The sequence below is a fragment of the Enterobacter cloacae complex sp. ECL72 genome, assembly GCF_019056635.1.
In the GTDB taxonomy this organism is placed as follows: domain Bacteria; phylum Pseudomonadota; class Gammaproteobacteria; order Enterobacterales; family Enterobacteriaceae; genus Enterobacter; species Enterobacter hormaechei_C.
In genome coordinates this window covers 2,131,291-2,145,911 of sequence record NZ_CP077659.1, presented here as the reverse complement: position 1 = coordinate 2,145,911, position 14,621 = coordinate 2,131,291, and the positions used below count along the sequence as shown (strand labels likewise).

Sequence of the window (14,621 nt, the reverse complement as noted above, 5' to 3'; positions counted from 1 at the left end):
CCTTGGAGTATACCCATACCAATAAAGGATTACCTCTAAATTGCCAGAGGGGTAACGGTTAGTGGGTGGACGAAGCAGGGATGCGTCAGCACCGTGAAAAACCACACCTTTTTTACGTTTTGCATCTACTCATTAAGAGTGATGGCTTTTTTTTCGCCGCAAAACCTCCCACTTTTCCTTTGATTTATATCAACTTACCGCCGCCCTAAAGCCCTAATGTTTGCAGCATCATTCGAGAATCAGAGGTGTCTATGAGTCACTCTTCCGCTCCCGAAAGGGAAACTGGTGCCGTTATTACAGACTGGCGTCCAGAGGATCCGGCGTTCTGGCAACAGCGCGGCCACCGTGTAGCAAGTCGTAATCTGTGGATTTCCGTTCCATGTCTGTTACTGGCGTTTTGCGTCTGGATGTTGTTTAGTGCGGTTGCGGTTAACCTGCCAAAAGTGGGCTTTACCTTTACCACCGATCAGCTGTTTATGTTGACCGCGTTGCCGTCGCTTTCAGGGGCACTGCTGCGCGTTCCTTACGCGTTTATGGTGCCGGTCTTTGGCGGTCGTCGCTGGACGGCTTTCAGTACCGGGATCATGATCGTACCGTGCGTGTGGCTCGGTTTTGCGGTGCAGGATACCTCCACACCGTTTAGCGTATTCGTGATTATCTCTCTGCTGTGCGGTTTTGCGGGGGCGAACTTTGCGTCCAGTATGGCAAACATCAGCTTCTTCTTCCCGAAAGCGAAGCAGGGTGGTGCGCTGGGCATTAACGGCGGCCTCGGTAATATGGGCGTGAGCGTGATGCAGCTGATTGCCCCGCTGGCGATCTCTGTCTCCATCTTTGCGGCCTTTGGCGGCGGCGGTGTGACGCAGCCCGACGGTTCCGTGCTGTTCCTGCAAAACGCCTCCTGGATTTGGGTACCGTTCCTGGTGGTCTTTACCCTGGCGGCGTGGTTCTTCATGAACGATCTGTCCGCGTCCAAAGCGTCACTGAGCGAGCAGCTGCCGGTGCTGAAGCGTGGCCACCTGTGGGTGATGGCGCTGCTGTATCTGGCGACCTTCGGCTCGTTCATCGGTTTCTCCGCAGGCTTTGCCATGCTGTCTAAAACCCAGTTCCCGGACGTGCAGATCCTTCAGTTTGCCTTCTTCGGTCCGTTTATCGGCGCGCTGGCACGTTCGCTGGGCGGGATGATCTCCGACCGTCTGGGGGGAACGCGCGTTACGCTGGTGAACTTTGTTGTGATGGCCATCTTCTGTGCGCTGCTGTTCCTGACGCTGCCTGCGGGTGGTGAGGGGGGTAACTTCTTTGCCTTCTTCGGCGTCTTCATGGTGCTGTTCCTGACCGCCGGGCTGGGCAGTGCGTCTACTTTTCAGATGATCTCTGTCATCTTCCGCAAGCTGACCATGGACCGCGTGAAAGCGCAGGGCGGGAGCGACGAGCAGGCAATGCGTGAAGCTGCCACCGATACCGCTGCGGCGCTTGGGTTTATCTCTGCGATTGGCGCGATTGGCGGCTTCTTTATTCCAAAAGCGTTCGGTATCTCACTGGATCTGACCGGCTCTCCGGCGGGTGCGATGAAGGTATTCCTCGTCTTCTATATCGCCTGCGTGGTCATCACGTGGCTGGTATATGGCCGTAATACCAAGAAAAACAAGTAAGCTTGATTATCCGTTTGCGCGGCCTGAGTGCCGCGCTTTTTTTAAACACTGAATAGTTACAACATACTATCGACGTTACCCGTGATCACCCGTAGGTAACGCTGTGATCGCCATCGCTTTACAGGTGTGTCTACCCCTTAATACCTAAGATGTTAAATTTTGCCTCGACTATTGTACGATAAATAAAATATATCTATATAAATCATAAAGTTAAAAAATATTAACGGCTACCGCTTTGGTGGTATTTGATCTAATACCCCCCTTCAGAGACCCCCTTCGTCTTGATCGTTATCAATTCTCACCATCTTTCATAGCGTTACCTTCGCTGCAAATCAGCAATGTCGATTTAGAGAGCCACAGGCTCCACACAGGAGATACCCGATGAGCAAATTTTTGGACCGGTTTCGCTACTTCAAACAGAAGGGTGAAACTTTTGCCGATGGGCACGGCCAGGTTCTGGATACCAACCGGGACTGGGAAGACGGTTACCGTCAACGCTGGCAGCATGACAAAGTTGTCCGTTCTACCCACGGCGTAAACTGCACTGGCTCATGTAGCTGGAAGATTTTCGTTAAAAACGGTCTGGTGACCTGGGAAATGCAGCAGACCGATTATCCGCGTACCCGTCCGGATATGCCGAACCACGAGCCGCGCGGCTGCCCGCGTGGGGCCAGCTACTCCTGGTATCTCTACAGCGCCAACCGTCTGAAATACCCGCTGATGCGTAAACGCCTGATGAAAATGTGGCGTGAAGCGAAAGTGCAGCACAGCGATCCGGTTGATGCCTGGGCCTCCATTATTGAAGATGCCGACAAAGCGAAAAGCTTCAAACAGGCGCGTGGTCGCGGTGGTTTCGTTCGTTCTTCCTGGAAAGAGGTGAACGAGCTGATTGCGGCTTCTAACGTCTACACCGTGAAAACCTACGGTCCTGACCGTGTGGCAGGCTTCTCGCCAATCCCGGCGATGTCGATGGTCTCTTACGCCTCCGGCGCGCGCTACCTGTCACTCATCGGCGGTACCTGCCTGAGCTTCTACGACTGGTACTGCGACCTGCCGCCAGCGTCGCCTCAGACCTGGGGCGAGCAGACCGACGTGCCGGAGTCCGCTGACTGGTACAACTCCAGCTATATCATCGCCTGGGGCTCTAACGTTCCGCAGACCCGTACCCCGGATGCGCACTTCTTTACCGAAGTACGTTACAAAGGGACCAAAACCGTCGCCGTGACCCCGGACTACGCCGAAATCGCCAAACTGTGCGACCTGTGGCTGGCGCCGAAACAGGGTACCGATGCCGCAATGGCGCTGGCGATGGGCCACGTCATGCTGCGTGAATTCCACCTCGACAAGCCAAGCCAGTATTTCACCGATTACGTGCGTCGCTATACCGACATGCCAATGCTGGTGATGCTCGAAGAGCGTGACGGCTATTACGCCGCAGGCCGTATGCTGCGTGCCGCGGATCTGGTGGATGCGCTGGGTCAGGAAAACAACCCGGAGTGGAAAACGGTCGCCTGCAACAGCAACGGCGAGCTGGTGGCGCCAAACGGTTCTATCGGCTTCCGCTGGGGCGAAAAAGGCAAATGGAACCTGGAGCAGCGTAACGGCACCACGGGTGAAGAGACGGAGCTGCGTCTCAGCATGCTGGGCAGCCAGGATGAGATCGCCGATGTCGGCTTCCCGTACTTTGGTGGTGAAGGTTCCGAGCACTTCAACAAGGTTGAGTTGCAAAACGTTCTGATGCACAAGCTGCCGGTGAAGCGCCTGCAACTGGCGGACGGTTCTACTGCTCTGGTCACTACCGTCTACGATCTGACCATGGCGAACTACGGCCTGGAGCGCGGCCTGAACGACGAAAACTGCGCGACCAGCTATGATGACGTGAAGGCTTATACCCCAGCCTGGGCGGAGCAGATCACCGGTGTGCCACGCGCCCAGATCACACGTATCGCCCGCGAATTTGCGGAAAACGCCGACAAAACCCACGGTCGCTCCATGATCATCGTCGGTGCCGGTCTGAACCACTGGTATCACCTCGATATGAACTATCGCGGCCTGATCAACATGCTGATCTTCTGCGGCTGCGTCGGGCAGAGCGGCGGCGGCTGGGCGCACTACGTGGGCCAGGAAAAACTGCGTCCGCAGACCGGCTGGCAACCGCTGGCGTTTGCCCTTGACTGGCAGCGTCCGGCTCGTCACATGAACAGCACCTCCTACTTCTATAACCACTCCAGCCAGTGGCGCTACGAGACGGTTACCGCCCAGGAACTGCTGTCGCCGATGGCGGATAAATCCCGCTACAGCGGCCACCTGATTGACTTCAACGTGCGCGCTGAGCGTATGGGCTGGCTGCCGTCTGCGCCGCAGCTGGGTACGAACCCGCTGCGTATTGCGGAAGCGGCGAAGAAAGCGGACATGTCACCGGTGGACTACACCGTTAAATCCCTCAAAGACGGCTCAATCCGCTTCGCGGCAGAACAGCCGGAGAACGGTAAAAACCATCCGCGTAACCTGTTCATCTGGCGCTCTAACCTGCTGGGTTCTTCCGGTAAAGGCCACGAGTACATGCTGAAATACCTGCTCGGTACCGAAAACGGTATTCAGGGTAAAGATCTCGGCAAGCAGGGCGGCGTAAAGCCGGAAGAGGTGGAGTGGAAAGACAACGGTCTCGACGGCAAGTTGGATCTGGTGGTGACGCTGGACTTCCGTCTGTCCAGTACCTGCCTGTACTCCGACATCGTGCTGCCTACTGCCACCTGGTACGAAAAAGACGATATGAATACGTCGGATATGCATCCGTTTATTCATCCGCTGTCTGCGGCCGTTGACCCGGCATGGGAATCAAAAAGCGACTGGGAAATCTACAAAGACATCGCGAAGAAATTCTCTGAAGTCTGTGTAGGGCACCTGGGCAAAGAGACCGACGTGGTGACGCTGCCAATCCAGCACGACTCCGCTGCCGAACTGGCTCAGCCGCTGGACGTGAAGGACTGGAAAAAAGGCGAGTGCGATCTGATCCCGGGCGTAACCGCGCCGCACATTATTCCGGTTGAACGTGATTACCCGGCAACTTACGAACGCTTTACCTCTATCGGCCCGCTGATGGAGAAGATCGGTAACGGCGGTAAAGGCATCGCCTGGAACACCCAGAGCGAAATGGTTCTGCTGCGCAAGCTCAATTACACCAAAGCAGACGGCCCGGCGAAAGGCCAGCCGATGCTGAACACGGCAATTGATGCGGCAGAGATGATCCTGACCCTGGCCCCGGAAACCAACGGCCACGTGGCGGTGAAAGCCTGGGCGGCCCTGAGCGAGTTTACCGGTCGTGACCACACGCACCTGGCGAAGAATAAAGAGGAAGAGAAAATCCGCTTCCGCGATATTCAGGCCCAGCCGCGCAAGATTATCTCCAGCCCGACCTGGTCTGGCCTCGAAGATGAACATGTGTCCTATAACGCCGGATACACCAACGTTCACGAGCTGATCCCATGGCGCACGCTTTCTGGCCGTCAGTCTCTGTATCAGGATCACCAGTGGATGCGTGACTTCGGTGAAAGCCTGCTGGTTTACCGTCCGCCAATCGACACCCGCTCCGTGAAAGCGGTGATGGGCGCGAAATCGAACGGTAACCCTGAGAAGGCGCTGAACTTCCTGACGCCGCACCAGAAGTGGGGTATCCACTCCACCTACAGCGACAACCTGCTGATGCTGACGCTGTCGCGCGGGGGGCCAATCGTCTGGATGAGCGAAGCGGACGCCAAAGATCTGGGTATCGAAGATAACGACTGGATCGAAGTGTTCAACAGCAACGGCGCCCTGACGGCACGTGCGGTGGTGAGCCAGCGTGTACCGGCCGGGATGACCATGATGTACCACGCGCAGGAACGTATCGTTAACCTGCCGGGGTCTGAGATCACCGAGCAGCGCGGCGGTATTCACAACTCCGTGACCCGTATTACGCCGAAGCCGACCCACATGATCGGTGGTTATGCCCAGCTGGCCTACGGCTTTAACTACTACGGCACCGTAGGATCGAACCGCGATGAGTTCGTGGTGGTACGTAAGATGAAGAATATTAACTGGTTAGATGGCGAAGGTAATGACCAGGTACAGGAGAGCGTAAAATGAAAATTCGTTCACAAGTCGGCATGGTGCTGAATCTGGATAAATGCATCGGCTGTCATACCTGCTCAGTCACCTGTAAAAACGTCTGGACCAGCCGTGAAGGTATGGAGTACGCCTGGTTCAACAACGTGGAAAGTAAGCCGGGCACCGGCTTCCCGACCGACTGGGAAAACCAGGAGAAGTGGAAGGGCGGCTGGATCCGTAAAATCAACGGCAAACTGCAACCGCGCATGGGTAACCGTGCCATGTTGCTGGGAAAAATCTTCGCTAACCCGCATCTGCCGGGCATTGATGATTACTACGAGCCGTTTGATTACGACTACCAGAATCTGCACAACGCGCCGGAAAGCAAACACCAGCCGATCGCCCGTCCTCGCTCGCTGATCACCGGCCAGCGCATGGACAAAATTACCAGCGGTCCAAACTGGGAAGAGATTCTGGGCGGCGAGTTTGAAAAACGCGCCAAAGACCAGAACTTCGAGAACATGCAGAAGGCGATGTACGGCCAGTTCGAAAACACCTTCATGATGTACCTGCCGCGCCTGTGCGAACACTGCCTTAACCCGGCGTGTGTGGCGACCTGCCCAAGCGGCGCCATCTACAAGCGTGAAGAAGATGGCATTGTGCTGATCGACCAGGACAAGTGCCGCGGCTGGCGTATGTGCATCACCGGCTGCCCGTACAAAAAAATCTACTTCAACTGGAAGAGCGGTAAGTCTGAGAAGTGCATCTTCTGCTACCCGCGTATCGAAGCCGGTATGCCGACAGTCTGCTCAGAAAGCTGCGTAGGTCGTATCCGCTACCTCGGCGTGCTGCTGTACGACGCGGACGCGATTGAAAATGCCGCAAGCACCGAGAACGAGAAAGATCTGTATCAGCGTCAGCTGGACGTCTTCCTCGATCCAAACGATCCGAAGGTTATTGAGCAGGCGCTGAAAGACGGTATTCCGCAGAGCGTGATTGACGCCGCACAGCAGTCCCCGGTGTACAAAATGGCGATGGACTGGAAGCTGGCCCTGCCGCTGCACCCGGAATACCGCACGCTGCCGATGGTCTGGTACGTGCCGCCACTGTCTCCGATTCAGTCTGCGGCGGACGCGGGTGAACTGGGCAGCAACGGCATTCTGCCGGACGTGGAAAGCCTGCGTATCCCGGTTCAGTATCTGGCCAACCTGCTCACCGCAGGGGATACCCAGCCGGTACTGCTCGCGCTGAAACGTATGCTGGCGATGCGTCACTTCAAACGTGCCGAAACCGTTGACGGCGTTAACGATACCCGCGCGCTGGAGGAGGTTGGTCTGACCGAAGCGCAGGCGCAGGAGATGTACCGCTATCTGGCAATCGCTAACTACGAAGATCGTTTCGTGGTGCCGAGCAGCCACCGTGAACTGGCTCGCGAGGCCTTCCCGGAGAAAAGTGGGTGTGGCTTTACCTTTGGCGACGGTTGCCACGGGTCAGACAGCAAATTCAACCTGTTCAACAGCCGCCGCATTGACGCGATGGATGTGACCAGCAAAACGGAGCCGCACCAATGATTGAACTCGTCATTGTTTCGCGTCTGCTCGAGTACCCTGATGCTGCGCTTGTGCAGCATCAACAGGAACTCTTTGATGCACTCGCGTCATCTGAAAACCTGGATAAAGAGGATGCCCAGAAGCTGGGCGTTTTCCTCCGCGATCTGCTGGCACGCGATCTTCTTGATGCGCAGGCGGACTACAGCCAGCTGTTTGACCGGGGCCGTGCCACGTCTCTGCTGCTGTTCGAACACGTTCACGGTGAATCCCGCGACCGTGGTCAGGCGATGGTGGATCTGATGGGCCAGTACGAGCAGCACGGTTTGCAACTCGACAGCCGCGAGCTGCCGGATCACCTGCCGCTGTATCTGGAATATCTGGCGCAGTTGCCGAAAGAGGAAGCGCTGGGCGGGTTGCAGGACATTGCTCCCATTCTGGCGTTGCTCGGCGCGCGTCTCCAGCAACGTGAGAGCAGCTATGCAGTCCTGTTCGATCTGCTGGTGAAACTGGCTAACGCCTCGGTTGACAGTCAAAAAGTGGCGGAAAAAATCGCGGATGAAGCCCGTGACGATACCCCACAAGCACTGGATGCCGTCTGGGAAGAGGAGCAGGTGAAATTCTTTGCTGACCAGAGCTGTGGCGAATCTGAAATCTCCGCGCATCAGCGTCGTTTTGCCGGAGCGGTGGCTCCGCAATATTTGAATATCTCTAACGGAGGACAGCACTAATGCACTTCCTGAATATGTTCTTCTTTGACATTTACCCGTATATCGCGGGCACCGTATTCCTGGTGGGAAGCTGGCTGCGTTATGACTATGGCCAGTACACCTGGCGTGCTGCCTCCAGCCAGATGCTGGATCGTAAAGGGATGAACCTGGCGTCAAACCTGTTCCACATCGGGATTTTGGGGATTTTCGCCGGTCACTTCCTGGGGATGCTGACCCCGCACTGGATGTACGAAGCGTGGCTGCCGATTGACGTGAAGCAGAAGATGGCGATGATTGCCGGCGGCGCCTGCGGCGTGATGACCCTGGTGGGTGGTCTGTTGCTGCTGAAACGCCGTCTGTTCAACCCACGCGTGCGGGCTACCACGACCGGAGCGGACATCCTGATCCTCTCCCTGCTGATGGTGCAGTGTGCGCTTGGTCTGCTGACCATTCCGTTCTCTGCGCAGCATATGGACGGCAGCGAAATGATGAAGCTGGTGGGATGGGCGCAGTCTGTCGTGACCTTCCGCGGGGGCGCTTCTGAGCATCTGGACGGCGTGGCGTTTATCTTCCGCGTTCACCTGGTGCTGGGTATGACCCTGTTTGTGCTGTTCCCGTTCTCTCGCCTGGTGCACATCTGGAGTGCGCCGGTGGAGTACCTGACGCGCAAATATCAGATTGTGCGTGCTCGTCGCTGATTCGCTGTATTAATACAACCCCGCATTTGCGGGGTTTTTTTTGTCCCCGATCCAGCGGGGCGTGCGGATGCCGGGTGGCGGCTGCGCCTTACCCGGCCTACAGACCCTATTTGTAGCCCCGGTAAGCGAAGCGCCACCGTGGAAAACAGGCAGGGAAGGATTACTCCCGGCATCGAGAAATATGGTGCATTGTGCTTGAATGAGTGCTTAAGAATCTGGAAGTGATGGTGGTGGGGGAAGGATTCGAACCTTCGAAGTCGATGACGGCAGATTTACAGTCTGCTCCCTTTGGCCGCTCGGGAACCCCACCAGGGGTAATTCATATTTTGAGGTAAAGCTGGAGATGGTGGTGGGGGAAGGATTCGAACCTTCGAAGTCGATGACGGCAGATTTACAGTCTGCTCCCTTTGGCCGCTCGGGAACCCCACCACGGGGTAATGCTTTTAACTGGCCTGCTTCCTGTTGGAAGCGGGGCGCATCATATCAAATGAGACGCCCCTGTAAAGCATTCCTTTAGGGAAATGAAGCTGTTTGCCTGCTTTTTATCCGTAAAGGCGTAAAGCTAATCAATTCATTTTCCGAAGGATTAAAGAATAATCGTTCTGTTGCCGTACACAAAGACGCGCTGGGCAAGTACCTGATACAGCGCACGGCTCAGTACGTTCTTCTCAACGTCACGGCCAGCACGCATCATATCTTCTGCCGTGTAGGTGTGATCCACGTGAATTACGTCCTGCATGATGATTGGGCCTTCGTCCAGATTGTCATTCACGTAGTGCGCGGTTGCGCCAATGATCTTCACCCCACGCTCGTATGCCTGGTGATACGGACGCGCGCCAATAAAGGCGGGCAGGAAGGAGTGGTGGATGTTGATAATCTTGTTCGGGAAGCGCGCCACGAAGGATGGCGTTAGCACGCGCATATATTTCGCCAGCACCACGTAGTCCGGGTTATGCGCTTCAATCGCAGCAGCCATCAGGTTGTCGTGCTCTTCACGGGTATGGCCTTCGTGACTGACCAGTTCAAACGGAATGTCGAAACGTTCAACCAGCGTACGCAGCGTCTCGTGGTTGCCAATGACGGCGGCAATTTCGACGTCCAGGCCACCGTAGTTGGCTTTCATCAGCAGATCGCCCAGGCAGTGCGCCTCTTTGGTGACCAGAATGACAATGCGGCGACGGCCCGCCGGGTTAAGCTCACGCACCGAGCCTTCCGGCAGGGCGCTGTCCAGATCGGCAAGCAGGGTTGTGTCGTTGAAAATGCCTTCCAGTTCGGTACGCATAAAGAAGCGACCGGTACGGTGGTCAACGAACTCGTTGTTCTGCACGATATTCAGTTCATGCTTGTAGCAAATGTTGGTAATTCGTGCGATCAGCCCTTTTTGATCGGGACAGATAGTGCGCAGAACTTTACGTTGTAATGATTGCATCGCCGGGAAATCCTGTTTATGTATTTGCGAAGTCTGAGTTGTCAGGCATTACTGCCGCAACACTTTTTAAATTTTTTTCCTGAACCACAGGGGCAGGGATCGTTACGACCGAATTGCGGACGTGTGCCGTCAATATAATACCATTGCCCGCTGTCCTTTAAGAACCGTGAGCGTTCAATGATGGCGCCGGGTTTGTTTTGTTCGCTAAAGCGGGCGACAAAACTGACATAGCCCTCGTTGGCATCGCGGCCGGGAGCGGCTTCAAAGACGGTGAGGCCCAGCCAGACGGTGTTGGCAAATCCGGCTTCAATCTCTTGGCGAAAATCGGCAGCATGGCAGGACGGATGCCAGGTTTTAATCAGGTAGTCTGCGTTTTTGATCACAAAAGCAGTATACCGCGAGCGCATAAGGTGTGACGGGTCTGGTGCAACCTGCTCGCCAGAAAGATATCGCTGGCAACATAGGCTATACTCCAGAGCGCTACCACAGGGGCAGAGTTGAGACACGATTCTCTTCCTGGAACAAAAAATAAGGCGTTAAACGCTTAAGGTAGCAATATGTTAACTGAGCAGGTGCGTTGACGCTATGTCGGGAATCCAGGGGAAGTAAAACAGGGCTAATGAGAAAGGTAAAAATTGGACTGGCGTTGGGCTCAGGTGCAGCCCGGGGTTGGTCACATATTGGCGTTATCAATACCTTAAACCAGATGGGGATTGACGTTGATATTGTCGCAGGATGTTCTATCGGGTCGCTGGTCGGATCCGCGTACGCCTGCGGTAAGCTTCCGGAGCTTGAAAGCTGGGTGCGCTCCTTCAGTTACTGGGATGTGCTGCGCCTGATGGATCTCTCCTGGCAGCGTGGCGGCCTGCTGCGCGGCGAACGCGTGTTCAATCAGTTTCGTAAGATAATGCCCCTCGCTGACTTCAGCCACTGCCAAATGCCTTTCGGGGCCGTTGCAACCAACCTCAGTACGGGCAGGGAGTTATGGCTCACTGAAGGGGATATACATCTCGCCGTTCGTGCATCCTGTAGCATGCCGGGGTTAATGGCGCCTGTGCCTCACAACGGCTACTGGCTCGTTGATGGGGGCGTAGTGAATCCTGTCCCTGTCTCTCTGACGCGCGCCATGGGGGCGGATATCGTTATTGCCGTGGATTTACAGCACGACGCACACCTTATGCAGCAGGATTTGATGCCGGTTAATCTTCAGAGCGATGACACGGAAGAAGAGAAACTTGCCTGGCATGCGCGATTACGCGGCAGAATAGGGCGCCTGACCGCCCGTCGCGCGGTGACCGCGCCGAACGCCATTGAAATCATGACGACCTCTATTCAAATCCTTGAGAATCGCCTGAAGCGAAACCGTATGGCTGGCGATCCTCCGGATATTCTTATTCAACCCTATTGTCCACAAATCTCTACCCTTGATTTCCACCGGGCTGAGGCCGCCATAGCAGCGGGCTCGTTAGCCGTCGAAAAGAAAATAGATGAACTGTTGCCTTTTGTGCGTACAGCACGTTGAGCACTTTTTTGATTACTTCAGCAAAATCTGACAGGCGATAGTACCAATAGCATGCCACTATTGAGTAACTGTCAGCCAGGGGAGGAACCATGACACAGCCATTGGCCGGAAAACATATTTTGATAGTAGAAGACGAGCCCGTTTTCCGATCGCTACTGGATTCGTGGTTATCCTCACTGGGTGCAACCACGTCCCTTGCCGAAGATGGCGTCGAGGCACTGGAAAAAATGGCCAGCATGGCGCCTGATCTGATGATCTGCGACCTTGAAATGCCGCGCATGGACGGATTAATGCTGGTGGAAAACCTGCGTAATGAAGGTTATCAGACACCGATACTGGTGATCTCGGCAACCGAAAATATGGCGGATATTGCTAAGGCGTTGCGTTTAGGTGTGCAGGATATTCTGCTCAAACCGGTTAAAGATTTGAACCGTCTGCGTGAAACGGTGTTGGCCTGCCTGTATCCCAATATGTTTAATTCCCGGGTGGAAGAAGAAGAACGTCTTTTCCAGGACTGGGATGCTTTAGTCAGTAATCCGCTCGCGGCCGCGAAGCTGCTTCAGGAACTTCAGCCGCCGGTGCAGCAAAATATCTCTCATTGCAGAGTAAATTATCGCCAGCTGGTAGCGGCTGACCAGCCTGGGCTGGTGCTGGATATTGCGCCGTTATCAGATTCTGACCTCGCTTTTTATTGCCTGGATGTTACCCGGGCGGGAGATAACGGCGTTCTGGCGGCCTTATTACTCCGTGCGCTGTTTAATGGATTGCTACAGGAACAATTATCCCATCAGGGGCAACGACTTCCTGAGTTAGGCAGTTTACTAAAACAGGTCAACCAACTTTTTCGCCAGGCCAATTTGCCGGGGCAGTTCCCGCTTCTGGTTGGCTATTATCACAGCGGGTTGAATAACCTTATTCTGGTCTCTGCGGGTTTAAATGCCACGCTGAATACTGGCGAACACCATATTCAGGTGAGCAACGGCGTGCCGTTGGGTACGCTGGGAAATACTTACCTTAATCAAATTAGCCATCGCTGCACCTCCTGGCAGTGCCAAATTTGGGGTGCCGGAGGGCGGTTACGCTTAATGTTGTCCACGGAGTAAGCAGTCAGATTTTATTTTTCAGATTGCTTTACCTGTTTTTTTGCTGGCAGTGCTACTATCGCTGCAAGTTTCATGCGTATTTGTCTTAATTGATCGGCAACGCGTTCTTTTCAGACCCGTATTAGTGGCTGAGACTGTATACTCAACGCGTTATTCAATGCATAAAAGTTCAAAACTTGAACAGTTCAGGAGAGTTTCAATGGCTGCCCTTAATTCGAAAGTCAGAAAGGCCGTTATCCCGGTGGCGGGATTGGGTACCAGGATGTTGCCAGCGACGAAGGCAATCCCAAAAGAGATGCTGCCTCTGGTTGATAAGCCATTAATCCAGTATGTCGTGAATGAATGTATTGCAGCAGGTATCACCGAAATTGTGCTGGTGACGCATTCATCTAAAAACTCTATCGAAAACCATTTCGATACCAGTTTCGAACTCGAAGCAATGCTGGAAAAACGCGTTAAGCGCCAGTTGCTGGAGGAAGTGCAGTCTATTTGCCCTCCACACGTTACCATTATGCAGGTTCGTCAGGGCCTGGCGAAAGGCCTGGGGCACGCAGTATTGTGTGCACACCCGGTAGTGGGTGATGAGCCGGTCGCGGTTATTCTGCCTGACGTGATTCTTGATGAGTACGAGTCCGATCTTTCCCAGGAAAACCTGGCGGAAATGATTAAACGCTTCGACGAAACCGGCAGCAGCCAGATTATGGTTGAGCCAGTCGACGACGTGACCGCTTACGGCGTGGTTGACTGCAAAGGCGTTGACCTGCAACCTGGCGAAAGCGTACCGATGGTTGGCGTTGTTGAAAAACCTAAAGCGGACGTCGCGCCGTCTAACCTTGCTGTCGTTGGTCGTTACGTACTGAGCGCTGAAATTTGGGCTCTGCTGGCGAAAACGCCTCCGGGTGCGGGCGATGAAATCCAGCTGACGGATGCTATCGATATGCTGATCGAGAAAGAGACCGTGGAAGCCTACCATATGAAAGGTAAGAGCCATGACTGCGGGAATAAGCTCGGTTATATGCAGGCATTCGTCGAATATGGTATTCGCCATAACAGCCTGGGTGAAGAATTTAAAGCCTGGCTCAAAGGTAGCGTGGGTATTAAGTAATAAACTCACAGCCCAGTGAACAAGACCGGTGGAGCGATGCCCACCGGTTTTTTTATGCCTGTCGCTCCGTAATTGGCGGAGGATTGTCAAGGACGTTAAATAGGGAGCCTCACAATATGACAGAATGTAAGGAGATGTTCGGGCAAATATTACAGGCATAAAAAATCCCGCATTAAGCGGGATTTTTCAGAATCTTTCCAGATTAATCCTTGATCAGGAAGTCATCCAGTTGTTTACCTTGTTCGTCCATTGCTTTCTTGATTACAGCAGGAGTACGGCCCTGGCCGGTCCAGGTTTTCTCTTCGCCGTTCTCATCGATGTAGCTATATTTAGCAGGACGTGCCGCGCGTTTTGCTTTGGTACCGGTTTTAGCCGCAGCCATGCTGTTCAGCAATTCGTTTGGATCGATACCATCGGCAATCAGCATTTCACGATACTGTTGCAGTTTACGTGTACGTTCTTCGATTTCAGCCGCAGCAGCGCTTTCTTCTTCACGACGTTCGTTAACTACAACTTCTAATTTTTCGAGCATTTCTTCAAGCGTCTCAAGGGTACATTCTCTTGCCTGCGCACGAAGAGTACGGATGTTGTTCAGAATTTTAAGTGCTTCGCTCATTGTAGTAATCTCAAACTTATAATGGGGTTGGGTTTGTTGTCCTAATAATAGAGCCTTAATTTCACTTGTGCAATAGGTGGGAATGTAAGGAATTCAAAAAATACAAAATAAACGACGCTATTATTAATTACGCTAACTTAAATTTCATTGTTTGTT

Annotated in this window: 11 protein-coding genes and 2 tRNA genes; 8 read left to right on the top strand and 5 right to left on the bottom strand. The window is 54.1% G+C overall.

Annotated features, from left to right (window positions below; translation table 11 throughout):
* The first annotated feature begins 251 nt into the window (after positions 1–251).
* The 5 genes from KTH07_RS10495 (at position 252) to narI (ending at position 8,690) form a co-directional block, all read left to right on the top strand.
* A complete protein-coding gene (locus tag KTH07_RS10495) occupies positions 252–1,649 on the top strand; it encodes a NarK family nitrate/nitrite MFS transporter (protein ID WP_017384245.1) in 1,398 nt (465 codons plus the stop codon).
* Positions 1,650–2,030: 381 nt separating this feature from the next.
* Entirely contained in the window at positions 2,031–5,774 is a 3,744-nt protein-coding gene (locus KTH07_RS10490) for a nitrate reductase subunit alpha (protein WP_032619563.1), read from the top strand.
* Positions 5,771–7,306 (top strand): nitrate reductase subunit beta, encoded by a 1,536-nt coding sequence (gene narH, locus KTH07_RS10485; RefSeq protein WP_017384243.1) that lies wholly within the window; start codon positions 5,771–5,773, stop codon positions 7,304–7,306. The genes KTH07_RS10490 and narH overlap by 4 nt, the downstream gene beginning before the upstream one ends.
* A complete protein-coding gene (gene narJ / locus KTH07_RS10480) occupies positions 7,303–8,013 on the top strand; it encodes a nitrate reductase molybdenum cofactor assembly chaperone (protein ID WP_017384242.1) in 711 nt (236 codons plus the stop codon). Before narH ends, narJ begins: the two co-directional genes overlap by 4 nt.
* Positions 8,013–8,690: a respiratory nitrate reductase subunit gamma gene (narI, locus tag KTH07_RS10475; RefSeq protein WP_023303851.1), complete on the top strand. Its 678-nt coding sequence runs from the start codon at positions 8,013–8,015 to the stop codon at positions 8,688–8,690. Before narJ ends, narI begins: the two co-directional genes overlap by 1 nt.
* A gap of 225 nt (positions 8,691–8,915) precedes the next feature.
* Here the strand turns inward: narI and KTH07_RS10470 are convergent.
* From KTH07_RS10470 to KTH07_RS10455, 4 genes are all read right to left on the bottom strand, one after another.
* Positions 8,916–9,000: transfer RNA gene (locus KTH07_RS10470), tRNA-Tyr, on the bottom strand.
* Between the two features lie 34 nt (positions 9,001–9,034).
* Positions 9,035–9,119: transfer RNA gene (locus tag KTH07_RS10465), tRNA-Tyr, on the bottom strand.
* A 157-nt stretch (positions 9,120–9,276) separates the two neighbouring features.
* Complete coding sequence (purU, locus tag KTH07_RS10460; RefSeq protein WP_003856715.1) at positions 9,277–10,119, bottom strand: formyltetrahydrofolate deformylase; 843 nt, start codon at positions 10,117–10,119, stop codon at positions 9,277–9,279.
* Positions 10,120–10,160: 41 nt separating this feature from the next.
* On the bottom strand, positions 10,161–10,625 hold the full coding sequence (locus tag KTH07_RS10455; protein WP_023303849.1) for a YchJ family protein: 465 nt from the start codon (positions 10,623–10,625) through the stop codon (positions 10,161–10,163).
* Between the two features lie 113 nt (positions 10,626–10,738).
* Between KTH07_RS10455 and rssA the strand changes: the two genes are divergently transcribed.
* From rssA to galU, 3 genes are all read left to right on the top strand, one after another.
* Positions 10,739–11,641: a patatin-like phospholipase RssA gene (gene rssA / locus KTH07_RS10450; RefSeq protein ID WP_023303848.1), complete on the top strand. Its 903-nt coding sequence runs from the start codon at positions 10,739–10,741 to the stop codon at positions 11,639–11,641.
* 89 nt (positions 11,642–11,730) lie between these two features.
* Positions 11,731–12,744 carry a two-component system response regulator RssB gene (gene rssB / locus KTH07_RS10445; protein ID WP_003856721.1) on the top strand — a complete coding sequence of 338 codons (1,014 nt, stop codon included), beginning with the start codon at positions 11,731–11,733 and terminating at the stop codon, positions 12,742–12,744.
* A gap of 199 nt (positions 12,745–12,943) precedes the next feature.
* A complete protein-coding gene (gene galU / locus KTH07_RS10440; RefSeq protein WP_003856723.1) occupies positions 12,944–13,849 on the top strand; it encodes a UTP--glucose-1-phosphate uridylyltransferase GalU in 906 nt (301 codons plus the stop codon).
* 202 nt (positions 13,850–14,051) lie between these two features.
* Here the strand turns inward: galU and hns are convergent, their stop codons facing one another.
* Entirely contained in the window at positions 14,052–14,465 is a 414-nt protein-coding gene (hns, locus tag KTH07_RS10435) for a histone-like nucleoid-structuring protein H-NS (RefSeq protein ID WP_003856724.1), read from the bottom strand.
* Positions 14,466–14,621 lie beyond the last annotated feature (156 nt).